The sequence below is a fragment of the Streptomyces sp. NPDC093064 genome, from assembly GCF_044754605.1.
Taxonomy (GTDB): Bacteria; Actinomycetota; Actinomycetes; order Streptomycetales; family Streptomycetaceae; genus Streptomyces.
The window spans coordinates 1-21,159 of sequence record NZ_JBIVPK010000035.1; the positions used below are offsets into that span (position 1 = coordinate 1).

Annotated in this window: 20 protein-coding genes and 2 pseudogenes; 11 read left to right on the forward strand and 11 right to left on the reverse strand. The window is 69.7% G+C overall.

Translation table 11 applies throughout. The features are described from left to right. Window positions 1-110 precede the first annotated feature (110 nt). Window positions 111-461 (forward strand): hypothetical protein, encoded by a 351-nt coding sequence (locus ACIQFZ_RS30775; RefSeq protein ID WP_402692723.1) that lies wholly within the window; start codon window positions 111-113, stop codon window positions 459-461. Here the strand turns inward: ACIQFZ_RS30775 and ACIQFZ_RS30780 are convergent. The 6 genes and pseudogenes from ACIQFZ_RS30780 to ACIQFZ_RS30805 all read right to left on the reverse strand — a co-directional run. After that, the gene (locus ACIQFZ_RS30780; protein ID WP_402692724.1) at window positions 451-699 is read right to left on the reverse strand and encodes a hypothetical protein; all 249 of its coding nucleotides are present in this window, start codon (window positions 697-699) and stop codon (window positions 451-453) included. The genes ACIQFZ_RS30775 and ACIQFZ_RS30780 overlap by 11 nt on opposite strands. Before the next feature lie 310 nt (window positions 700-1,009). After that, window positions 1,010-1,483: a Pycsar system effector family protein gene (locus ACIQFZ_RS30785; RefSeq protein WP_402692725.1), complete on the reverse strand. Its 474-nt coding sequence runs from the start codon at window positions 1,481-1,483 to the stop codon at window positions 1,010-1,012. A gap of 22 nt (window positions 1,484-1,505) precedes the next feature. Further along, window positions 1,506-1,943, reverse strand: a complete 438-nt coding sequence (locus tag ACIQFZ_RS30790) for an RRQRL motif-containing zinc-binding protein (RefSeq protein WP_402692726.1) — start codon at window positions 1,941-1,943, stop codon at window positions 1,506-1,508. Window positions 1,944-2,139: 196 nt separating this feature from the next. Continuing rightward, complete coding sequence (locus ACIQFZ_RS30795) at window positions 2,140-2,346, reverse strand: hypothetical protein (protein ID WP_402692727.1); 207 nt, start codon at window positions 2,344-2,346, stop codon at window positions 2,140-2,142. 208 nt (window positions 2,347-2,554) lie between these two features. Then, the gene (locus tag ACIQFZ_RS30800; RefSeq protein ID WP_402692728.1) at window positions 2,555-3,175 is read right to left on the reverse strand and encodes a hypothetical protein; all 621 of its coding nucleotides are present in this window, start codon (window positions 3,173-3,175) and stop codon (window positions 2,555-2,557) included. Between the two features lie 148 nt (window positions 3,176-3,323). Next, window positions 3,324-4,292 (reverse strand): annotated as a pseudogene (locus ACIQFZ_RS30805) (IS110 family transposase); the annotation flags it as partial. Between the two features lie 426 nt (window positions 4,293-4,718). Between ACIQFZ_RS30805 and ACIQFZ_RS30810 the strand changes: the two are divergent. The 3 genes from ACIQFZ_RS30810 to ACIQFZ_RS30820 all read left to right on the forward strand — a co-directional run bounded on the left by ACIQFZ_RS30810 (window position 4,719) and on the right by ACIQFZ_RS30820 (window position 7,586). After that, on the forward strand, window positions 4,719-6,140 hold the full coding sequence (locus ACIQFZ_RS30810; RefSeq protein ID WP_402692729.1) for an NF041680 family putative transposase: 1,422 nt from the start codon (window positions 4,719-4,721) through the stop codon (window positions 6,138-6,140). 548 nt (window positions 6,141-6,688) lie between these two features. After that, window positions 6,689-7,345, forward strand: coding sequence for an isochorismatase family protein (locus ACIQFZ_RS30815; protein WP_384089284.1), 657 nt, complete (start codon window positions 6,689-6,691; stop codon window positions 7,343-7,345). Further along, on the forward strand, window positions 7,317-7,586 hold the full coding sequence (locus ACIQFZ_RS30820; RefSeq protein WP_402692730.1) for an ester cyclase: 270 nt from the start codon (window positions 7,317-7,319) through the stop codon (window positions 7,584-7,586). The genes ACIQFZ_RS30815 and ACIQFZ_RS30820 overlap by 29 nt, the downstream gene beginning before the upstream one ends. Before the next feature lie 166 nt (window positions 7,587-7,752). Here the strand turns inward: ACIQFZ_RS30820 and ACIQFZ_RS30825 are convergent, their stop codons facing one another. Then, complete coding sequence (locus ACIQFZ_RS30825; protein WP_402692731.1) at window positions 7,753-8,604, reverse strand: alpha/beta fold hydrolase; 852 nt, start codon at window positions 8,602-8,604, stop codon at window positions 7,753-7,755. 93 nt (window positions 8,605-8,697) lie between these two features. After that, window positions 8,698-11,460 carry an ATP-binding protein gene (locus tag ACIQFZ_RS30830; RefSeq protein WP_402692732.1) on the reverse strand — a complete coding sequence of 921 codons (2,763 nt, stop codon included), beginning with the start codon at window positions 11,458-11,460 and terminating at the stop codon, window positions 8,698-8,700. Window positions 11,461-11,831: 371 nt separating this feature from the next. Between ACIQFZ_RS30830 and wrbA the strand changes: the two genes are divergently transcribed. From wrbA to ACIQFZ_RS30850, 4 genes are all read left to right on the forward strand, one after another. After that, complete coding sequence (wrbA, locus tag ACIQFZ_RS30835; RefSeq protein WP_384089290.1) at window positions 11,832-12,473, forward strand: NAD(P)H:quinone oxidoreductase; 642 nt, start codon at window positions 11,832-11,834, stop codon at window positions 12,471-12,473. A 64-nt stretch (window positions 12,474-12,537) separates the two neighbouring features. Beyond that, window positions 12,538-13,725 carry a CE1758 family FMN-dependent luciferase-like monooxygenase gene (locus ACIQFZ_RS30840; protein ID WP_384089292.1) on the forward strand — a complete coding sequence of 396 codons (1,188 nt, stop codon included), beginning with the start codon at window positions 12,538-12,540 and terminating at the stop codon, window positions 13,723-13,725. 44 nt (window positions 13,726-13,769) lie between these two features. Further along, window positions 13,770-14,486 (forward strand): CE1759 family FMN reductase, encoded by a 717-nt coding sequence (locus ACIQFZ_RS30845; RefSeq protein ID WP_402692733.1) that lies wholly within the window; start codon window positions 13,770-13,772, stop codon window positions 14,484-14,486. 113 nt (window positions 14,487-14,599) lie between these two features. Further along, a complete protein-coding gene (locus tag ACIQFZ_RS30850) occupies window positions 14,600-15,226 on the forward strand; it encodes a TetR/AcrR family transcriptional regulator (RefSeq protein WP_402692734.1) in 627 nt (208 codons plus the stop codon). A gap of 24 nt (window positions 15,227-15,250) precedes the next feature. Here ACIQFZ_RS30850 and ACIQFZ_RS30855 read toward each other — a convergent pair whose 3' ends face one another. Further along, window positions 15,251-15,724 carry a MarR family winged helix-turn-helix transcriptional regulator gene (locus tag ACIQFZ_RS30855; protein ID WP_402692735.1) on the reverse strand — a complete coding sequence of 158 codons (474 nt, stop codon included), beginning with the start codon at window positions 15,722-15,724 and terminating at the stop codon, window positions 15,251-15,253. Between the two features lie 150 nt (window positions 15,725-15,874). Between ACIQFZ_RS30855 and ACIQFZ_RS30860 the strand changes: the two genes are divergently transcribed. The 3 genes from ACIQFZ_RS30860 to ACIQFZ_RS30870 all read left to right on the forward strand — a co-directional run bounded on the left by ACIQFZ_RS30860 (window position 15,875) and on the right by ACIQFZ_RS30870 (window position 20,090). After that, window positions 15,875-16,435: an NADPH-dependent FMN reductase gene (locus tag ACIQFZ_RS30860; protein ID WP_402692736.1), complete on the forward strand. Its 561-nt coding sequence runs from the start codon at window positions 15,875-15,877 to the stop codon at window positions 16,433-16,435. Between the two features lie 33 nt (window positions 16,436-16,468). After that, complete coding sequence (locus tag ACIQFZ_RS30865; protein ID WP_402692737.1) at window positions 16,469-17,023, forward strand: ester cyclase; 555 nt, start codon at window positions 16,469-16,471, stop codon at window positions 17,021-17,023. A 295-nt stretch (window positions 17,024-17,318) separates the two neighbouring features. Next, window positions 17,319-20,090, forward strand: coding sequence for an AAA family ATPase (locus ACIQFZ_RS30870; RefSeq protein WP_402692738.1), 2,772 nt, complete (start codon window positions 17,319-17,321; stop codon window positions 20,088-20,090). 21 nt (window positions 20,091-20,111) lie between these two features. Here ACIQFZ_RS30870 and ACIQFZ_RS30875 read toward each other — a convergent pair whose 3' ends face one another. Further along, the gene (locus ACIQFZ_RS30875; RefSeq protein ID WP_402692739.1) at window positions 20,112-20,546 is read right to left on the reverse strand and encodes a universal stress protein; all 435 of its coding nucleotides are present in this window, start codon (window positions 20,544-20,546) and stop codon (window positions 20,112-20,114) included. Between the two features lie 153 nt (window positions 20,547-20,699). After that, window positions 20,700-21,155, reverse strand: a pseudogene (locus ACIQFZ_RS30880) (IS21 family transposase); the annotation flags it as partial. Window positions 21,156-21,159 lie beyond the last annotated feature (4 nt).

Here is a 21,159-nt window from a genome sequence, read left to right on the forward strand (position 1 = left end):
AGGCCCTGCCTTCATGCCCCCGCGCGGCCACAATCACCTGAACAGCACACCCGTACGGAATCCCCAGCCCCACACTCGGTTTCGAGAAGCCCTCTGAGAACCTCGCGACCATGAGTTACGACTTGGCCGTCTGGGAAGGCGAGAGACCAGCAGACGACAAGACCGCCGGTCAGGTCTTCAACGACCTCCGCCTCATCGACGCGGAGGTTGACCAGCCTCCGACCGAGCGCATCGCGGCTTACGTCGCCGCGCTCCTTGAGCGCTGGTGTGACCTGACCGAGGACGAGGACGACGCCTCGCCCTGGTCGACCGGCCCGTTGATCGGCGAGGCCAGGGGTCCGCTGATCTACTTCCCGATGCGATGGAGCATGGCTGAGGAGGCCTCCGCCTTCGCAGCCGGCCTTGCGCAGTCCATGGGACTGGTCTGCTTCGACCCTCAGCTGAACAAGCTCAGGCCCTGACGGAGTCCGTCACGAACGACGGCGACTTCCGGAATCCTGCATAACCTGGCACCCTCTGGGCCTTCTCCGCAAACAGGTCGGGGCGGCCGGGCAGTCCTGACAGCGGGTCCCGGCGGGCGGCGTCCAGTTGGCGGCGCACGCGGAGGTTGTCGGCGAGCGCGGCCAGGGCGAGCGGCACGGCGGCCGCGGCGATGACAAGGTTGCGCGTCGGCTGCCGTAAGGCTCCGGTCGCGGGCATGATGGGATCTCCGTTCTCGCCCCTGCGGGGGCGGAAATAGGGAGAGGCGCACCCCGAGCTGTTGCAGGCGTAGGGGGTGCGCCTCTTGCTGTGTGATCACTGCCGCCCGGGAAATACCGGGGGTCAGGCATGCTGGATGTACTCGCGTCCTGTGATGGGGAGGCGGGTGTCTGGGGCGGTCGTGAAGCGCCTTAGCCGATGCGGCGGCCGCCCCGGGGCTGCTGCCGCCAGGCGGTTCAGCGAGGCGAGGGGGCGGGTGCTGCCACAGCAGCCGCCCGGATGGTCGTGCGTGCCATCGAAGCGTCTCCTCTCACGCGGCCAGTACAGCCGCTACGGCGGCCAGGGCGAGGAAGGCGAGGACGGCAAGGGTGCAGTCGACCGCGCGGCGCAGCCGGCGGAACTTGCCCAGGGCGATGACGGACAGGACGCGGACGCGAGCGGCGCGGGTGTCACCGGTCATGCAGGCGCGGATCTCGGTCTCGGTCAGGCGTGCCCAGTGCGGGAACGAGGCCCGGTCGCTGCCGCTGAGGCGGGGGCGGACGACCATGAGGAGCAGGACGGTCGCAGTGCCGAGCGCGGTAGCAGCGAGGATGCCGAGGACCGTGGCGGGGGTCGGCAGCCGGTGCCCGGCGAGGGTAGCGAGTCCCGCGAAGGTGGCGCCGTTGAACGCCAGGAGTAAGGAGGCTTTGCCGTCGGTGCGGCCGATCTCCGTGGCGACGGCCGCGAGCGCTTCGGCCAGGTTCGTGTCGGTGTTCGCGGGGTGCGCTGTGGTCGGGACGGACACAGTGATCTCTCTCCTGTCAGGGTCAGGCGGCGAGCTGATGTGCGGCCGGGGGAGCGGTGTAGGTGGAGGGGTCGGCCAGGGTGCCGTCGAAGCACTCCAAGCAGGAGCCCAGCGTTTTCAGAGGCAGGCAGTGGTAGTAACGGCGACCGCAGACCGTGCAGGTGGTGCGGGCTGCCATCGCCGCGTCCAGCGCCTTCTCTTTGGCGAGGGTCATGGGCCGGATCGGTTGGGCGAGGTCGATCCGGTACAGGTAGGCGGGCCGGGTGCAGGTGCGCTGCGGGCGGGTCGCGCAGGCCTTGCAGCGCAGGATCGCGACGGGCTCTTGTCCGCCGGGGCGGAGCCGGGCCGCGCGCAGCTGGCGGCGCGTGGCCAACCCCTCGGGCGCTGCAGTCCAGTCGTATTCGGGTAAGCCTTGCTCCGCCCGCGGGTTGGTGAGTCGTCGTCGGGTGCGGGAGCTCATCGCGTCTTCCACGGGGCAGGCAGCCGGTCGGGGCGGTGCGGGTAGCGGGGGCCGGGCAGCATGGGGCGGGGCCGGCCAATCCGGCGGCGCGGGCGGGGGATGAGCACGAGCAGTTCCTCCAGTCGTCGGTGGACAGCGCTGCGCCCCGCCGACGTTGTGCTGGTGTCGGCGGGGCGCAGCGGGTGGTGCGGCTGGGTTATGCGGCGAGGCCGTGGGCCGTGGGCGTGGGGTGCTCTCCGGGCGTGGCCGGCGCGGGCGTGGTGTGGCCCGGCTGGGGCTGGTCCGGCTGCTGGGGGGCGTCGTGCAGGTGGGTGCCGGCCAGGTAGCCGATCAGCAGCCCCCCGATGCCGAAGACCTTGTGGCGGTTGAGTACCCACCAGGTCGGCGTAGGCGGTTCGGTCAACACACCTATGACAGCGGGACCCTTGGCCACAGGAAGATCTCCTTCGGATTCGATGAGGTGGTGCTTCGGCCGGACGGCCTGTCCGGTCCTCGCCTCACCGCGCTGGGGCGGTGAGGCGAGGACCAGGCGGAGCGTCCGGAGGGTTCCGCAGACGTGCTGAGGGCCCGCACCCCGATCGGGGTGCGGGCCCTCAGCAGTGGCGATGCGGTCAGAGATCGGAAGGCAGCTGCTTGCCGGTCTCTGCGTCGTACGCGATGCCGGTGGGGGACAGGCGCACGGTCCGGGAGAAGGCGCGCATGCCTTCCTTCCAGTTCTTGCCGCCGATCGCGACCCGGACCGTCACATCGGCAAGGGGATCTTCAACCGGCAGCTCAATCTCAGGGTCCTTGGGGAACCACCCGTTTTCCTGGACGCTGCTGGCCGACTTCCCGGACGCGTCGATCCGTAGGTACTTGGCGTTGCGGTCGAAGTAGGAACGCAGTTGCAGAATGACGCGGTGCCTGTCGTTGTTCCAGTGGGCTACGAGCTGTGCTTTGACGCCGTCGACGTTGAGTGCCGCTCCCGTCATGCCCTTGTACGCGGCGGCCTTCTCCTGGCGGTCCTTCTGCTGCTGTTCGTCGTTGGCGTTCTGCCACACGCACGCAACCGTCAGGGCCGCGGCCGCGATGGCAGCAACGTAGGGCCAGCGCCGACGGGACCGCATAGGTGAGATTTCGTCACGGTCCGGCGCCGATGCGGGGGGCTGCGGCTCAGGATGCCAGGCCGGTGGAGTGCTCTCAGCGTCCTGCGCCGGCGGCCGGGTCTCGAACCATTCGACGTCTTTGCCCATGCAGGCGACGGTAGCGCGCAGTTGCACGGCCTGGGCGGGGTTTCCGCACAGGTCCGCCACCTGAGCGCGGGTGGCCAGCCACAGCGCGGCCTGGTCGGAGTTGATGCCGTGGGCGGTGATGTCCTCGCGTTCACCGAGGGCGGCCAGCTCGGCGGCGGTGGTGGTTGCCGCTGATGCGGCCGGAGTCGCGGGCAGCGGGGGCCACGCCTCCGTAGCCGGCAAGACGGTCGGCGCTCGCGAAGGCGGTCATGTGGCCGCCGGTGGCTGCGATGAACTCGGCACCGAGCTGAGTGCCCATTCCGGGCAGGCTGCAGATCACTTCGGCGTGCGGGTGCTCACGAAACCGGGCCTCGATGAGCGCATCGAGCTCGGCGATCTCCTCGTCGAGGGCCATCACCGCCTTCGCGAGACGGACCGCCATGCCGGCGGCCAGTGTCTCGCCGGGCAGCGCGGTGTGCTGGGCCTGCGCCGCCTCCAGGGCGGCCTTGGCCAGGGCCGCGGCGCTTCGGACCTTGCGATTACGCAGCCAGGTCTCGATACGCTTCGCCCCGGCGCGGCGGATGGCGGCCGGTGTCTGGTATCCCGTCAGGAGAATGACGGGACCCTTGTTGGTCAGGTCCAGCGCGCGTTCCAACGCAGGAAAGAACTCCAGCAGTTGGGCGCGGAGCCGGTTGATCTGGCGGGTGCGGTCGCCTGCGAGGTCGGTGCGGCGGGTGGTGAGGATGCGCAGGTCGACGGCTATTTCGTCGCCGGGCCGCAGCAGGCCCAGGTCGCGGCGCATGCGGGCCTGGTCGGCGATGACGAAGGCATCCTTGGCGTCGGTCTTGCCCCCACCGCGGTAGGTGCCGGACGCGCGGTGGACGGCCAGGCCGGTGAGGTAGGCCATGGGCTGACCGTGGTTGAGCAGCAGACCGATCAGCAGCGCAGCGCTGCCGTGGTTGACGTCCACCGCCCACAGCGCTTCCGGGTCGATGTCCAGGACGTCGCGGATCAGCTCCAGCAGGGCCGCCTCGTCGTTCAGGACTCGGCGGGACAGCAGCCGTTCGCCCCGCTCGTTGATCACCACACAGTGGTGATGCTCCTTGCCGATGTCCATCCCGGCCCAGATCCGGGGCACGGCCACCTCCGTCAGCTCGTCGTCAGTCCATCCCGCAGACGACCTCGCCGGCGTAGTCCTACAGAGCGATCAAGTCGCGTATCCCAATTGGCGGTCGAGTCGTCGCGGGGCTCCGGGCGGCCATGTTCTCTGAGCCATCCGATCGGCTCCTCCATGACAGCCATACCCGGAGCCCCTGGGCCCACCGATCTTACGAATGACCAGCGGAAACCCACGCTTGAAAGGTAGGACTCCATGATCACTCAGGCCCGTGCCTGTCTCGTATTCAGTGCCACCATTCGCCGGTCGGTCTAAACTTCAGATTTAACCTTCAGTGGTCGTTCGATGTTCGAGTTGTTCACCCACATGGGAATCTCCCGGACATGGCGACGACCTCCGCTTCACGCTGTGTGATGTCGAGTCGCACAACGGCAGTGGAGGTCGTCGGTGTCGAGTGTCGTCCATGAAGCCGGGCATCGGCAGGCGCTTGCCGAACTGTCCTCCTTTCGAATGGAGTTGTACGCGGCGTTGCCTCGCCGTGCGGATGCGTTGTTCGAGCTGGCGGACGCGGTGCTGTGCGCGGGTTCTCCGGTGGTGTCGCTGCCGGAGTTGTCGCTGGAGGCGGTGCACCGGCGTGGGCACGGGGCGATGTACGACGCGCTCGCCGCGGGCCGGATCGAGGTGGCCCGCCTGCAGATGGCGCTGGCCGGCCTGGAGCTGCCGCGCGGAGCGGACCGGCAGATCTCGATCGCGCTGGACGTCACCGCCTGGCCGCGACCGGACGCCGAGTGCTCTCCGGACCAGCTGCACTGCCACCGGCCGTGCCGCTGCGACGGGGTCCGGCAGACGATCCCGGGCTGGCCCTACCAGGTCGCGGCCGCGCTCGGCGGAGGCCGCTCCTCGTGGAGCGGTCCGCTGGACGCGGTCCGTCTGGGCCCGGACGACGACCCCACCGAGGTCACCGCCGCCCAGATCGTGGGCCTGCTCGTCCGGCTGCGCGAGGCGGGGCAGCACCGCGAGGGCGACCCCGAGGTGCTGTTCGTGCTGGATGCCGGCTACGACGTCGTGCGCCTGACATGGCTCTTGCGCAACGAGCCGGTGCGGCTGCTCGGGCGGATCCGCGCCGACCGCGTCATGTACCACCCGCCCGGCCGCCGCAAGGGACCCCACCCGGGCCGGCAGCCCCGGCACGGTGACACGTTCCGGCTCGCCGACCCGGCCACCCACCCCGGACCCGTGCAGGAATCCACCACCCGCCACGACCGGTTCGGCCGCGTCACCGCCCGCTGCTGGGGACGCCTGCACCCCAAGCTGGAACGCCGCCAGGGCGGCTGGCACGACCACCCCGGTGAACTTCCCACCGTGGAAGGCACCCTGGTCCACCTCGCGGTCGAGCACCTGCCCGGCAACCGGGATCCCAAGCCCCTGTGGCTGTGGCACTCGGTCCCCGATGCCGCCGCCCACGACGTCGACCGCCTGTGGCGGATCTTCCTCCGCCGCTTCGATCTTGAACACACCTTCCGCTTCTGGAAACAGGCCCTCGGCCTGACCCGGCCCCGCCTGCGCCACCCGGAACAGGCCGACCGCTGGATTTGGCTGATCATCGCCGCCTACACCCAGCTCCGCCTCGCCCGGCCCCTCGCCGACGACCTCCGCCGCCCCTGGGAGAGACCCCTGGCCCAGGACCAGCTCACCCCCGGCCGCGTCCGACGCGGCTATCCCCGCATCCGCCGGATCCTCGGCACCCCCGCCAAACCGCCGAAAGCCACCCGGCCCGGCCCCGGCCGCCCACGAGGCCGCACCTCCGCCCCCGCCCCCCGCCACCCCGTCGGCAAGAAACCAGGCAAAAAGGACACCCCCCGGCCCTGACGGCCGAGGGGAAACCTTTAACTTCAAGCTAAAAGCCACCCCGCGACAGATCACCCTGGCCTAGCAGTTGCACTGCGGCCCGCAAATGCTGCCCATCCCCGGTACCACCAGTGTCCAGCACTTGGAGGAGGACCTTGCCGCAAGTCACATCCGGCTCCGTGCCGACGAGATCGACGCCATCACGGCGCGCGTCCCGGAGCGCATTGTTGAACCGTCCACGAAAGGGCGAAGATGCTGGTGAAGCGCGCGCGGGACAGCCCTCATAGGGCACTTGGCCACCCGGTCACGAGACCTGAGCGTTGGTTCGCACTCTGCGGTCCGCCCGCGGTTGGTCTCGCATGTGCGGATTGGCTTGCAGAAGGGCAGGCCAGAAGCCTGCGACTCCTTTACGCCAGGGCTTTGACGGACATCGGTCGCGGGGCAGTCGAATGACTGCGGGCGGCGAACGTCCACACCACCAGTTACTTGACCGATGTGATGCTTGCCCGACTTCACGAAACTCGGTTCTCAGCGGGAACGCCACCGCACCGACCGAAGGGGAGAGAACCGTGACCGAGAACCCGAACGAACTCACCATCGACAACTCTGCTGTCGTCCTGATCGACCACCAGCCGGGGGTCGCGCTGATGACCACGCCCCGGTCGCCCGCAGACCTGGTCAACAACGTGGCCGGGCTGGCGGAGACCGCCAAGGCTCTCGGCGTGCCGACGGTCCTCACCACGGTCGGCGCGACCGGCGGACCGCTGGTCGATCCGATCTTCAAGGAGATAAGGGAGGCCTTCCCGGACGTCACCCCGATCGACCGGACCACCACGGCCGCGTGGTCGATCCCCGAGGTGCGCGCGGCGGTTGAGGCCACCGGTCGCCGGAAGCTCGTGATGGCGGGCCTGTCGACGGACGTCTGCCTCGCGCAGACCGTTCTCGGCGCGCTGAAGGACGGTTACGAGGTCTACTTCGTGACCGACTGCTCGGCCGGCGTGACACCCGAGGCGCACGAGGACGCGAAGACCCGGCTCGTGATGGCCGGCGCCAAGCCGATCAACTGGGTCGCGGTCGCCGCCGAGTGGGCCCCTGACTACACCCGACCGGAGAAGCAGAAGATCAGCGAGGTCATGGCGCGGCGCGGCGGCACGGCGGCCATGTACACCGACTACGTCATGGATCAGGTGGCCGCGGGTGTCGTCAAGGCGCCCGACTTCATGTAGGTCCGCCCCCCGCCCCGCCGTCCGCGTACCGATATCGGACTGGAGGCACCGGCCATGGGCGATCCTCAGGCACGGCGCCTTCGCGGACCACGACAAGACGCTGTTCGACCAGACCGCGGACGGGAACGCGGTCGCGACCCGCTGGCGCGCGAGGGGACACCACACGAAGGCCCTCCTCGGTAAACCCCCGTCCGGCCGGTACGTCACGTTTTGCGGCCTTTCTGTAAAAGCTCACTGCTGATAACTGAGGTCCTACAGCCGACAGTTGACGTCTGACGGTTGCGTCGCGCGGCCCGCCGTGGCTCAAGCCACCGGGCCGCGCCGGCCTGCTCGCACCACCTATGTGTTCCATCGCGCACCACGCAGGAAAGCGCACCCCGTAGGGAAGCTGTCCACCCCGCACCGGCTCAGGTGCGGGGCTTCGTGTCCGCGAGGAACGCCAGTACCGCCTTGTTGATCTCTTCGGCGTGGGTCCACAGGAGGCCGTGTGGTGCGTCGGGGATCTCGACGTAGGTGGCCTGCGGCAGGAGGGCGTGCAGCGGTCTGCCGGTCGCGTCGACGGGGAGCAGCCGGTCGCGGGATCCGTGGACGATCAGCGTTGGTGCGTCGATCGACGCGATGTCGGCGCGGAAGTCGGTGATCCAGGCAGGGATCACCGCGACGCAGGCGCGCGGGGAGGTGGCGGAGGCGATGTCCAGAAACGTCTCCGCAGCGCTGTCACCCGACTCCGTGCCGGCAGGCTTATCCGTGTTGAGGAAGAGGTCGCACAGCTCGGCGAAGTAGGCGCGTCGGTCCAGGCTTCGCGCCTTGGCCATCAACTCGTCGAAGAACGTGAGGTCGACGCCGTGTGGCGTCCCGTCGGTCCGGAGCAGGAAGGGTGGCAGGGAGGCGAGGAAGACGGCCTTGGCCACGCGTGCCGAGCCGTGCGTCCCGAGGTAGCGCGCGATCTCCCCGGTCCCCGCCGCGTGGCCTACCAGGACGGCATCGCCCAGGTCCAGTTCGGCAAGCACGGAGTTCAGGTCGGCGGCGAGCGTGTCGTAGTCATAGCCGTCGGCGGCCGGTGACGAGCGGCCGAAGCCGCGGCGGTCGTACGTGATCACCCGGTATCCGGCTGCCAGCAGGGTCGGAACCTGCTTGTCCCAGCTGCGGCTGTCGAGCGGGTACCCATGGACCAGCACCACGGGCTGACCGGTTCCACGGTCCTCGTAATGGAGCTCGATGGCGCCGCTGATGTCGTGGCCGATCGTGATGTGGGGCATGGCGATTCCTCATGCGGAGGGCTGCTCGGGCAGGGGGCGGGGCGGGTCCCGCCTCTCCTTCAGCCTCCCGTCCTCAGGAGCGGCTGACATCGGTCATTCGACTACGGTGAGCACCTCGCCCGCGTGGGTCAGCGCCGACGTCAGTTCACGGCGTGAGGCGATGCCGAGCTTCCCGAAGACCTTGCGCAGATGCCATTCCACGGTGCGCGGGCTGAGGAACAGCTGCGCGGCGATCTCGGCATTGGTGAGGCTGTCACGGGCGAGCCGCGCGATCAGTGCCTCCTGCGCGGTGAGCGAGTCGACCGCTTCGGCACCGTGGCGGCGTACCCGTTCACCGGTGGCCAGGAGCTCGCGACGGGCCCGCTCGGCGAACGCCTCGACGCCCATACCCGCCAATAGGTCGAGGGCGGTGCGCAGTTGGACGCGGGCATCCGTACGACGGCCCGCTCGGCGCAACCACTCCCCGTACAGCAGGTGGGCGCGGCCGAGTTCGGGGCGCAGCGGGGTGCGGCTCAGGCGGTCGATCGCCTCGCTGTAGAGGGGTTCGGCGCTCTCGCTGTCACTGAGCAGTGCGCGCGAGCGGGCCAGTAGACCGAGGCCGACATCGGTGCCGCCAGGCACGGCCGATGCCGTCAGCTGGGCCAGAGCACTGTGTGCGAGGTCCGGATGTCCAGAGCGTACGGCCGCTTCGATCAGTTCGGGCAGTGTCCAGTTCGCGACGAAGAGGTAGGGCGCACTGTCGCGGGACCGGGTGGCGGACGCCAGCGCGTCCTCGTAGCAGCCCAGGCCGTTGTAGAGGATCGAGGCTGCCCAGTTGGCGTAGGTCAGGAACACGCCCGTCCCGCTGGTCCTGCCATCCTGGACGGACGCCTCGATCAGTGGGACCGCGGTGTTCTCGTCGCCGCGCAGGCACGCGAGGACGATCGGGGCGAACAATGCGGCGGGAGCTCTTGTCGCGTCGCACACCATCTCCGCCTCAGCGATCATGGTCGCTGCCGCGGTGAAGTCCCCGCTCCATGCCGTGACGGTGGCCAGCGTGGACAGCACGATGGGCAGCAGGCCGTGCGCTCCCGCCGCCCGCATCACTTCGGCTTCCCGTTCCTGCATCGAACGCCAGGCACTGTGGTCCCACAGAGCGATGGCCGCCGCGTGCGCGAACCAGCCCCACCGCAGGCTCTCTTCCGGTGTCGTCTCCGCTGCGGTGAAGGCGCTCACCACGTGGCGCAGGGCCGGCTCGACCGCCGCCGGGCCGTCCGTGATCACCGCGGAGATCGCGTCCAGGATCAGTTCCGGCTTGTCGGGCTGAGGTGAGCGGGGAACCCGCCGAGCGGCGCGGCAGACGTCCGGGAGACTTCCCTCAGTGGCGAGGCCACCGGCGCACACGGCGGCCATCCACGCGGTCAAGTACGTCTCGCGGGCCAGTCCGACATCGAGCGGCACCAGTTGCTCGGCGGCCTTGAGCAGGAGCCGCGGGGCGGTGTTGCCCAGCCCCGAGGCGAAGGCGATGTGACCGCGCAGCAGCTCCGCCCGAGCGCGCTGCAACGGGTCGAGCCGCTCGGCCTCTGTGGCGGCCAGGAGCTCCAGGGCACGTTCGTACGATCCGGCCTGCAGATTGGCCTGGACAGCCGCCAGGTTCCGCTCGGTCTGCCGTACGGGATCCGCGGACAGCAGTGCCGCCCGCTCCAGGAATGCGGCGGCCGCGGCCGGCCCGCCGCGGGCGTGGGCACGGTCGGCGGACTGCTCCAGGTCCGCCGCGACTTCTTCGTCCGGCTCCGCGGCGGCCTGCGCGCGGTGCCAGGCCCTGCGGTCGGGATCGATGTCGGGATCGGTGGCCGCCACCAGGGCCAGGTGTACCTCCTGCCGTTCCTGCTCCGTCGCCGACCGATAGATGGTCGAGCGCAGCAGTGGATGGCGGAACCGCACCCTCGTGCTGAATTCCGCCAGGCCCGCTTCCACCGCGGGCGTCGCCGCGTGGAGGCTGATCCCCAAGGTACGGGCGGCGCGCCGCACCAAGGGCGCGTCACCAGATGGGTCTGCGGCGGCCAGCCGCAGCAGCCGTTGAGTCGCGGAAGGCAACGACTGCAGCTGGCGGCGGAAGTTCTCTTCGAGCCTGCCGGACAGTGACACCGCGGCCGGCAGGCCGAAGCCACCGGCCAGCCGATCCGGCGTCGTACCGCGCAGCGATTCAAGGAGCGCGAGCGGATTCCCGCCGCACTCGGCCACGATCTGGTCCCGCACCCGCTCATCCAGTGAGCCGGTGATTACGGAGTCCAGAAGCTCGTGCGCGTGCGAGTCGGGCAGTCCGGCCAGGCGTAGTTCGGGGACTCCCGCCAGTTCGTCGCGGGCGGCCCGGGTTCCGAAGATCATTGCGACCGGGTCCGCCGAGAGCCGCCGAGCGACGAAGCCCAGCGCCTGAGCCGACGTCTGGTCCAGCCACTGGTAGTCGTCGATCACGCACACCAGCGGTTGGTCACCGGAGGCTTCGGACAGGAGGCTGAGCACCGCGAGGCCGATGAGGAGAGGTTTGGGCGGCGGGCCCTCACACAGACCGAACGCCGTTCGCAACGCGTCCCGCTGCGGTGTCGGCAGCCGGTCGAGGCGATCGAGCAGGGGAGCGCAGAGCTGATGCAGCCCCGCGAAGATCAGCTCCATCTCTGACTGCATGCCGACGACGCGCAGCACACGGCAGTCGTCGGCTCGGCTCGTCAGATGGTCGAGCAGGGCCGACTTGCCCATACCGGCCTCGCCATGGACCACCAGTGCCCGGCTCTTTCCGGCGCATACAGCTCCGAGCAGTTCGGCTAACGCATCGCGTTCTTCCGTCCGGCCGACGAGTTCGGCGCGCCGCGCGCTCATCCGGGCAATCCGGTGGAAGGGGCCGCCGGCCCGGCGCAGGTCGCGACGGCGGCCGTTGGCCGAAGAGGAGCTTCCATCGGGTGGCGCGTCGCCGGGCAGTGCGGACCAGGGGCCACACGCGTCTCGACGACCGCCGCAGTCCCCGTGCTGGAGAGCTCCATGGGCGGCACTCTAATCGATAGAGGCATCCCTATCCAATGTTCAGGAAGCTCTGAGCGGGGTGGAACTCAGTCGGATGACTGCCCCGGGTCCGGTGACGGAACCGTGGTCGCATGACCGATGTCAGGGGGCGACCGTAGAACCGACGCTGGGCGCGTGACCTGGGCGGCGCCTCCGAGCTGCGTCCGCCCCATGACAGAAGCGGAGTTGATATGGGAACCGTCGGTGCAGAGCTGTCCGCGCCGGTCAACGTGTCGGTGATCTATTACTCGTCGACCGGCACCGTGTTCGCCCTCGCCAAGGCGGCGGCCACAGCCGCCGAGAAGGCCGGTGCCGAGGTGCGCCTGCGCAAGGTGCCCGAGCTCGCCCCCGCCGAGGCGATCGCCGCCAACGCCGGCTGGTCGGCGCATCTCGAGGTCACCCAGCACGTCAAGGAGGCGGCGCACGACGATCTGGCCTGGGCCGACGTGATCCTGCTGGGAGCGCCGACCCGTTACGGGCTGCCCGCCTCGCAGATGAAGCAGTTCATCGACACCACCGGGCCGCTCTGGGCCCAGGGCCTGCTTATGGACAAGGTGGCGTCTTCGTTCACGGCCACGAGCACCCGTCACGGCGGCCAGGAGTCCACCATCCTCGCCCTCAACAACACCTTCTACCACTGGGGTTGTGTCATCGTCCCGCCCGGCTACGCCGACCCGATCCAGTTCCGGTCGGGCAACCCCTACGGCTCCGGGCACGTTGCCGCCACGGGCGAGGAACCGCCCGGCGAGGTCGAGCTCGCCGCGATGGAGTTCCAGAGCCGGCGCGCCGTCGAGTTCGCCGCCCTGATCAAGCGGGGGCGGCTGTCCTCCTGAGCGAGGACACGCGCGCAGTCACGTTGCTGCGCGGAATCTTGGACCACCGCGAAAGGCGAGCATCATGCAGTTTGGAATCTTCTCGGTCGGCGACATCGCCCCCGATCCCGTCACCGGCTACACCCAGAGCGAGGCGGAACGCATCAGCAACCTGGTGCGGATCGCCCAGCGGGCCGACGAGGTAGGCCTCGATGTGTTCGCGCTCGGCGAGCACCACAACCCTCCGTTCATCCCGTCCTCGCCCACCACCTTGCTGGGGCACATCGCGGCGCTGACCGAGCGCATCATCCTGAGCACCTCGGTGACGCTGGTGACCACGAACGACCCGGTGAAACTCGCCGAGGACTACGCCATGCTGCAGCACGTGGCGAAGGGGCGGCTCGACCTCATGGTCGGGCGCGGCAACACCGTGCCGGTCTACCCGTGGTTCGGCAAGGACATCCGCAAGGGGGTGGCCCTGGCGCTGGAGAACTACAACCTGCTGCATCGCCTGTGGCGCGAGGACGTGGTCGACTGGGAGGGCGAGTTCCGCACCCCGTTGCAGGGTTTCACCTCCACCCCGCGGCCCCTGGACGACGTACCCCCCTTCGTCTGGCACGGGTCGATCCGCACACCCGAGATCGCCGAACAGGCCGCGTACTACGGCAACGGCTTCTTCGCCAATCACATCCTGGCGCCGAACCTGCACTTCAAGCCGCTCGTGGACCTCTACCGCGCCCGCTTCGAGCACTACGGGCACGGCACGAAGGAGCAGGCGATCGTCGGTCTCGGCGGCCAGGCGTTCATCGCCCGGCGCTCCCAGGACGCCATCAGGACGTTCCGCCCGTACTTCGAGGAGTACCCGGTCTTCAAGGGCGGCTCGCTTGACGACTATATGGCGCGCACACCGCTGACCGTCGGCAGCCCGCAAGAGGTCATCGACAAGGTCCTCACCTTCCAGGACGGGTTCGGCGACTACCAGCGCCAGCTCTTCGCGGTCGACGGCCTGGCACTGCCCGTGGAGATGGCCCTCGAACAGGTGGAACTCCTCGGCACGGAGGTCGTGCCGGTGCTCCGGAAGGAGATGGCTTCCCGGCGCGCCGCCGATGTGCCCGACGCTCCCACCCACGACTCGCTGGTCAGGGCGAAGTACGGGGACGCCGAACCGCGCCGGCCGCGCCCGAACCCGAACCGCGGTGACAACCTCTCCGGCACGTCCCCGTACCAGGACAGCGACCCGAACGTGCCGGCCAGCTTCCCGCAGGCTGTGTGACCGTGGCCGACAGCTTCCGCGCCGCGAACGAAAGAGAACCCGCCATGACGTTGAAATCCGTCCCTCCGCACGATTCACCCGGTGCGGACACCTCAGTGAACCTGGTCGTCGTCAGCGCCGGTGTCAGCGACCCCTCGTCGACCCGGCTGCTCGCCGACCGGACGGCGCAGAAGGCCGTCGACCTGCTCCGTGAGTCCGAAACCGCGGCGACGGTGGGAGTCATAGAGCTCGGTCCGCTCGCCGTCGACATCGCCCAGGCGATCGTGTCCGGCTTTCCCGGTGAGCGCCTGCAGTCCGCGATCGAGCGCCTGGCCGCCGCCGATGCCGTCATCGCGAGTACACCCGTGTACAAGGCCGGCATCAGCGGACTGTTCAAGTCGTTCGCCGACATCCTCGACAATGACCTGCTCATCGCCAAGCCCGTCATCCTCGCGGCCACCGCCGGAACCTCCCGCCACGCGATGGTGGTCGACGAGCAGCTACGGCCGCTGTTCGCCTTCCTGCGCGCCCTGCCGACGCCCACGTCGCTGTTCGCCGCGCCCGAGGACTGGGGCGACCCCGCCCTCGGCCGCCGGATCGAACGCGCGGCCACCGAGTTGGTGCTCCTGCTGCGTGCGGGTGTCGGACGGTCCATCGCCGACGGCGGCTGGGACGGATACCAGCACCAGTTCGGCGGCAAGGCCACTCGCGCCGAACGCGGCGTCGCCGACGTCGACTTCTCCACCGATCTCATGCGGCTCGCCGCCGGCGGATCACGCTGAGCGCGGTGGTGGCGGTGTTGCGTACGCTCGGCCCTGGCTTCCCGTAGCCCCTGGGGGAGGCCAGGGCGGATAGAGTCGGTGGCGACCAGGCGGGGCGTAGCGTGAGGTGAACGGTGGGCAGCAGGAGTTACCGCTCTCGTCGTCGTACCGAAGCGGCTGCCGCGACGCGGGGGGCGATCCTGGCCGCGGCGGAGGAGCTGTTCGTCTCCCGCGGCTACTCCTGCGTCACCGTCGCTCAGATCGCCGACGCGGCCCAGGTCGCGGTCCAGACCGTCTACGCCAGTGCCGGCGGCAAGGCGGACATGCTCCGGGAACTGCTCCTTCCCGCGGTGAACGACCCCCACGTCGAGATCACCCAGCGGGCGATCGCCGCCACCGACAACCCGCGTGAGGTCATCGACATCACCGCCCGGGGCGCGCGTGAGGCCCACGAGGTGCACTGGTCCACGTTGGCCGCGGTGATTCCGCAGTGTCCTTCCGAGCCGGCCGCCGCGGCCGCCCTCGATGCGGCCTCCGCCGAGTATGTGAAGGCACTGGGCGCGATCGTCGAGCGACTCGATCAACTCGGGGCGCTGCATGCCGACTTGAACCAGCGACGCGCTGTCGACCTGCTCTGGTTCCATCTCGGTCAGGACGCCTGGTTCAGCCTCGTCGCCCACCGGCGGTGGAGTTTCGACGACGCCGAGGAGTGGCTGACCGCGGCTGCCAAGAGAGCGCTCCTCAAGGATCCCGGAGACTGATCCGCCCCGCGGCAACACAGGGCATCAGCCGGATGTGTCCCCGGACGTCGCCACATGGCGCAGGGCGGCGGTCAGGCTGTCGAGGTCATGGCCGGTGAAATGGTCGACCAGGTGCCGTCGCACACTGGACAGGAACGTCGGCCAGGCGCGCTCCAGGCGGGCGAGTCCGGCGTCGGTCAGGACCGCGTTCCATCCGCGTTTGTCCTGATCGCTTTTGGCGCGTTCGACCCACCCCTGCTTCTCAAGCCGAATGACGACGCGGGTCATGCCGCTCAGTGAGAGGCTGCAGGCAGCGGCGAGTTCGTTCATCCGCATGGCTTTGCCCGGCGCCTCGGACAGGTGCATCAGCGGCGTGTACTCGGAGAGTGGTAGCTGAGCCTCGCGCGCGATGTCAGCGTCGACCGCGCGCGGTAGAGCCAGCATCACCCGGCTCAGCTCACGGACGAACGCCTCCTCGGTCGCGCTGAGGGGCTCCAGGTGCTGTGGGTCGGAGGGCATGACCTCACTGTAACTCCTTGACCGAGCAAGGAAACCCCCACCAACCGCTTGACACGTCAAGGAATCTCTCATGTACTTGCCCTGTCAAGGAAATGCTTGACGGAGCAAGCACCTGTTCGGGTGCTCGTGAACCGAACCGAGAGGACCACCATGACCAAGATCGGCATCGTCCTCGGCAGCACCCGCCCGGGACGCAACGGCGAGGCCGTCGCTCGCTGGGTGTACGAGCAGGCGGCCCAGCGCACGGACGCCGAGTTCGAACTCGTCGACCTGGCGGACTTCAAGCTCCCGCTCCTCGACGAGGTCTACCCGCCGTCCATGGGCCAGTACGACCAGCCGCACACCCAGGACTGGGCGCAGAAGGTCGACTCGTTCGACGGCTTCGTGATCGTCACACCCGAGTACAACCGCTCGGTCCCCGGCGCACTCAAGAACGCCATCGACTTCCTCTATGCCGAGTGGACCAACAAGGCCGTCGGCTTTGTCAGTTATGGGGCGACCGGTGGAACCCGGGCCGTCGAGCACCTGCGCCTCATCGCCGGCGAACTCCAGATGGCCGACGTGCGCACCCAGGTCGCTCTCTCCCTCTTCAACGACTTCGAGAACTTCAGCGACTTCAAGCCCCTCGACGTCCAGCGTGCCACCCTCACCACCATGCTCGACCAGGTCATCTCCTGGACCAACGCCCTCGCGCCGCTGCGCGCCAGCTGACCGCGCCCCACCCGCACGTACGAGGAGACAGCCATGGCCGTACAGAAGTCCACCGAGGCGGCGCCCGCTCCCAGCCGGCGCAGGATGATCGGAGCCCTGACCGCGTTCGGCTCCGCGGCAGCCCTCGCCGCAGTCGCCACGCCCGCCACGGCGCAGAGCCAGGACGGTTACGGCGACGCGCTCGACAGCGTCTCTCCACGCCGCCTCATGGCCGAGTTCTACGCCACCTACAACGGGGACCTGGCCGCCGGCTTCGAGCGGTACATCTCGCAGGACCTCGTGCTCCACGGGTTCGACGGCCCCAACACCCGCGACGCCTGGGTCGCCGGCGACCTCGAACTGCAGTCGTCGCTCACCGGCTTCCACATGGACGTCTTCGATCAGATCGTGGGGGGTGACAAGGTCGTCACACGCTGGCGCATCGGCGGCGTCCACACAGGAACCATCCTGGGGATTCCGCCGTCCGGTCGCGCCGTGTCCCTCACGGGAATCTCCATCGACCGCGTCGCGGGCCGCCAGTCCGTCGAGCACTGGTCCGAAGGCAACTTCGGCAGGTTCCTGGACACGATCAGGGGCAAGGACGTCTGACGCGCGAACGGCTCGGTGCGGCGCTGGGCCGTTCGCGCGTCAGACCTGCCAGAGGTCGGCCACGGCCTGGTGCGGCGCTGGGCCAAGGCCGACAAGCCCGCGAGGGTCGGCTGACACGAGTGGGTCGGACGGCCCGCGCCGCACAACCGCACCTTCGACAGAACGCACAGGTGCCAGGGGCGCTGCGTGGGCACTCCCGGGGGTGCCCACGGCAAGGCCAGGGCTCGCCACGGGCGGCAAACCAGGAGCGGCCGAGCACGCTGGCCTGTGGACAAGGGGAGGCGAGGCGCCAGCCATGAAGGACAGTGAACCGTCGAATCGGCGGTTGCAGATCGTCGGCCGCATCCGGGACGTGCAGTGGGTGTGCCAGTTCCTCGAAGGCGATTCCGGCCGCGGCCTGCACATCATCGGCGAGGCCGGCGTCGGCAAGACCACCCTGCTCGACGCGGTGGCCGAGGCCGTGAGCGAGGCGGACTGCCGCGTACTGCGTGCCAACGGCGTCGAATTCGAGGCCGACGTCTCGTTCGCCGGACTCCACCAGATACTGACGCCGGTCCTGGACGACATCGAGCGGCTGCCGTCCGACTACCGCGAAGCCCTCCTGGTCGCACTCGGCTTCGGCGCGGGCCCTGCTCCGGGCCGGCTGCTCCTGGTCAACGCCACCCTCACGCTGCTGCGGCAGCTCGCGGCCGAGAAGCCGCTTCTCCTGATCGTCGACGACCTGCCGTGGCTGGACCGGGCGAGCGCCGTGATCCTGGGCTTCGTCGCGCGCCGGCTGTCCGGCGGCACTGTCGGCTTCCTCGCCGCCTCGCGCACCGGCGGAGCGAACATGCTCGACCACAGCGGCCTGTACGAGACCGAGTTGGAGCCGCTCGACGACGACTCGGCGCATCTCCTGCTCGCCGCCCGCTACCCGGGCCTGGCCGCCCGGGTCCGGGCGCGGGTGGTCGCCGAGGCCCGCGGCAACCCGCTGGCCCTGATGGAGCTGCCGAGGGAACTCACCGCGTCGCAGCGGACCGCACAGGAAGACCTGCCGATGGTGCTGCCGCTGGGCGAGCGCTTGCGCGAGCTGTTCGTCACCCGGGTCACCGCCCTGACCGCGGACGCGCGCCGGCTCCTGCTGCTGGCCGCACTGGACGGCACGGGGGATCTGCGCGTACTCCACCGGGCCGTCGGCACCGACACGGCGGTCCTGGAGGACCTCGCGCCCGCCGAGCACGAACGCCTCGTCCGGACCGACGGTGCGACACGCAGCCTCGCGTTCCGTCACCCACTGATCCGCGCGGCAGTCGTGGAGGCGTCCACACTGGCCCAGCGGCGAGCCGCACACCAAGCGCTGGCGGCAGCCCTCGCCGAACGCCCGGAGCGGCAGGCCTGGCACCTCGCGGAGGCAGCCATCGAACCGGACGAACAGGTGGCCCTACGACTTCAGGACGCGGCCCACGCCGTGCTGCACCGCGGCGACGCCATCGGAGCCGTCGCCGCCCTGACCAGAGCCGCCGAACTCAGCCCCGTGGCCCACGACCGGGCGCGGCGGCTCGCCGAGGCGGCCTACCTCGGTGCCGAGGCGACCGGCGATGTGGCAGGAGCCTCGGAGCTGCTGCAACGGGCGCAGGCCGCCGAGCCCGGTTCGAGCGCCGCCCTGTACGTGGCGGCAGCGGCGGTCTACGTCCTCATCAACACCGAGGCCGACCTCGTCACCGCCCACCGCCTGCTGGTCGGCGCCATCGAAGCGGCCGGACCGGACTACGACGCCGACGACCCCGCGCTCATAGACGCGCTGCACACCCTCCAACTGGTCTGCTGGTGGAGCGGTCGCGCCGACCTGTGGGCTCCGTTCGTTAACGCCGTGGGCCGTCTGAAGCCGTCCCCGCCGCCCGTACTGGCCATGGCCGCGCGCACGTTCCCCGATCCGGCGCGCACCGGGCTCGCGGCGCTCTCCGACCTGGACGGGGTCCGCGAGGTGCTGCGCCGCACGACTGATCCGACGGTACTCGTCCGAGGTGCGACCGCGACGATCTACATCGACCAGGTCGGCGAACTACGGGACCGATTGTGGGAGCTGGTCCGCCAAGGCCGCGACAGCAGCGGACAGGTGCGCCGCCACCTCGGCGCGCTGATGCACCTGTGCATGGAGGACTTCCTGACCGGCGACTGGGAGGGGGCGCAGCAACTCGCCGACGAGGGAGCGGCACTGTGTGACGCCGAGTACCCCTTCTTCGCCTGGTATTTCCAGTACAACCAAGTCCTGCTGCACGGGGCGCGCGGCGAGGTGGAAGCTGGGGAAGCCCTGGCCGAACGGATGGTGCGCTGGGGGACGCGCAGGGGCGTCGGCGCGGCGGTTGCCTTCGCCCACCAGGCGCGGACCTTGGTCTGCCTGGGCAGTGGCGACTACGAGGCCGCCTACCGCCATGCGACCGCCCTCACCCCGGCCGGGACCCTGGCCCCGTACAAGGCACACGCCCTGTGGAGTGCGTACGACCTGATCGAGGCTGCCGTACGCACCGGCCGCGACGCCGAGGCCGCCGCGCATCTCCGGGCCCTGCGCGAGCTGGATGTCGCGAGACTGTCCGACCGGTACGCGATGCTGGTCGAGGGCGCGGCCGGCCTGTGCGCCCCGGACGATGAGGCGGTCGCGCACCTTCAGCAGGCGCTGTCGGTGCCGGGGGCGGACCGTTGGGCCTTCGAAGCGGCGCGGATCCGGCTGGCGCTCGGTGAGCGATTGCGGCGTACCAGCGCCAAGGGGCTTGCCCGCGTGCCGCTGACCGCTGCCGCGGGCGCCTTCGTCCGGCTCGGGGCCGCGCCGTGGGCGGAACGGGCCCGGATGGAACTGCGCGCGACCGGGCAGCCGACCCTGCCCGAGGGCACCCAGTCCTTGCTGACGCCGCAGGAACTGGAGATCGCGCACCTGGCGGCGTCCGGCCTGAGCAACAAGCAGATCGGGGAACGGCTCTACATCTCGCACCGGACCGTCGGCGCCCACCTGTACAAGGTGTATCCGAAACTCGGGATCACCACGCGGGCTGCTCTGCGCGACGCGCTGAACGCGATGGACGGCGGGGGGTGAGTCCCGCCGGTCCCTGAGCGCTCAGCCCTGGGCCGGGCCTGCTTCCGGGGCGAGCAGGACGGCGACCGGGCTGGTGTGGGAGACGGCGTCGCTGACGCGAGGGTTGAAGAAGGCGGCGACCGCACCCCGGTGATGCGGACTGAGGACGACGAGGTCCGCTCCGGCCTCCTTGACGGCGAGGGAGATGACACTGGGTATCTGCCGGGTCATGGCGTCGACAGTGACCCCGCGGGCGGCGACGCCGATTTCCCGGAGACCGCCGAGCACGTCCTTGAGGATCTCGTCGGCTTCGGGGTACTCCTCCAGGGGTACGACCGTGTCCCAGGCGATCGTTGACGCGGCGACGTGCACGACGTGAACCTCGGCACCGGTCAACCGAGCCAACTCGCCAGCCGTGCGGACCGCGCAGTGTCGGGCAGGGCTCGGATCGACGGCGACGAGGATGCTCTTGAACATGGGATCCTTCCCTCTTATGAATCGTTCCGGGTTCGGTAGGGACTCGATCATTTGAGAGGTTCGAGTTATGGCACGTCCTATCTATTGATGTGGGCCTGAACTGGTCACTCGTACGATCGGCGAGGCCCAGGGGGCCGGGGTATGGCTGTCATGGTTGAGCCGCTGGATGGCTTGAAGGACATGGCCGCCCCGGGCCCCGCGACGACTCGACCGCCAAGCCAGGGTCCCGGCGAAAGTCGCTGCGGGAGCCGTCACCTTCCCGGTCCCGCCGATTGCCGCCTCACGGTCCCAGACCAGCGTCTTCGTCACCCGGCCAATGCCGTGGATCAGGGACCACATGCCCGACAGGATGTCGCCGGCCTGCCGGGACGGGATCATCACCGCGGTCATGAAGCGGGAGAACTCGAGTGTCATCACCAGCACCGGCAGAATCCGCTACTGACCGGCCCCGACCTGCACCTTCGTCTCCGGGAACCACAAGTCTCATTGGGCGACCCGGCCCGGCTCGTAGACCACCCGGTCGACCGGGTCGATGCCGACGTACTCGGGGCGGATCAGCGCGAGGCGCTTGCGCAGCGGCGGCAGCGACCGCCACGCGGCGCGCGGCGCACCG

Excerpts from the sequence above, each read along its gene's own strand:
- ACIQFZ_RS30775 (WP_402692723.1), top strand. The coding sequence starts at position 111 with ATGAGTTACGACTTGGCCGTCTGGGAAGGCGAGAGACCAGCAGACGAC.
- ACIQFZ_RS30780 (WP_402692724.1), bottom strand. The coding sequence starts at position 699 with ATGCCCGCGACCGGAGCCTTACGGCAGCCGACGCGCAACCTTGTCATC.
- ACIQFZ_RS30790 (WP_402692726.1), bottom strand. The coding sequence starts at position 1,943 with ATGAGCTCCCGCACCCGACGACGACTCACCAACCCGCGGGCGGAGCAA.
- ACIQFZ_RS30800 (WP_402692728.1), bottom strand. The coding sequence starts at position 3,175 with ATGGGCAAAGACGTCGAATGGTTCGAGACCCGGCCGCCGGCGCAGGAC.
- ACIQFZ_RS30825 (WP_402692731.1), bottom strand. The coding sequence starts at position 8,604 with ATGCCCCACATCACGATCGGCCACGACATCAGCGGCGCCATCGAGCTC.
- ACIQFZ_RS30830 (WP_402692732.1), bottom strand. The coding sequence starts at position 11,460 with ATGAGCGCGCGGCGCGCCGAACTCGTCGGCCGGACGGAAGAACGCGAT.
- wrbA (WP_384089290.1), top strand. The coding sequence starts at position 11,832 with ATGGGAACCGTCGGTGCAGAGCTGTCCGCGCCGGTCAACGTGTCGGTG.
- ACIQFZ_RS30840 (WP_384089292.1), top strand. The coding sequence starts at position 12,538 with ATGCAGTTTGGAATCTTCTCGGTCGGCGACATCGCCCCCGATCCCGTC.
- ACIQFZ_RS30845 (WP_402692733.1), top strand. The coding sequence starts at position 13,770 with ATGACGTTGAAATCCGTCCCTCCGCACGATTCACCCGGTGCGGACACC.
- ACIQFZ_RS30855 (WP_402692735.1), bottom strand. The coding sequence starts at position 15,724 with ATGCCCTCCGACCCACAGCACCTGGAGCCCCTCAGCGCGACCGAGGAG.
- ACIQFZ_RS30860 (WP_402692736.1), top strand. The coding sequence starts at position 15,875 with ATGACCAAGATCGGCATCGTCCTCGGCAGCACCCGCCCGGGACGCAAC.
- ACIQFZ_RS30865 (WP_402692737.1), top strand. The coding sequence starts at position 16,469 with ATGGCCGTACAGAAGTCCACCGAGGCGGCGCCCGCTCCCAGCCGGCGC.
- ACIQFZ_RS30870 (WP_402692738.1), top strand. The coding sequence starts at position 17,319 with ATGAAGGACAGTGAACCGTCGAATCGGCGGTTGCAGATCGTCGGCCGC.
- ACIQFZ_RS30875 (WP_402692739.1), bottom strand. The coding sequence starts at position 20,546 with ATGTTCAAGAGCATCCTCGTCGCCGTCGATCCGAGCCCTGCCCGACAC.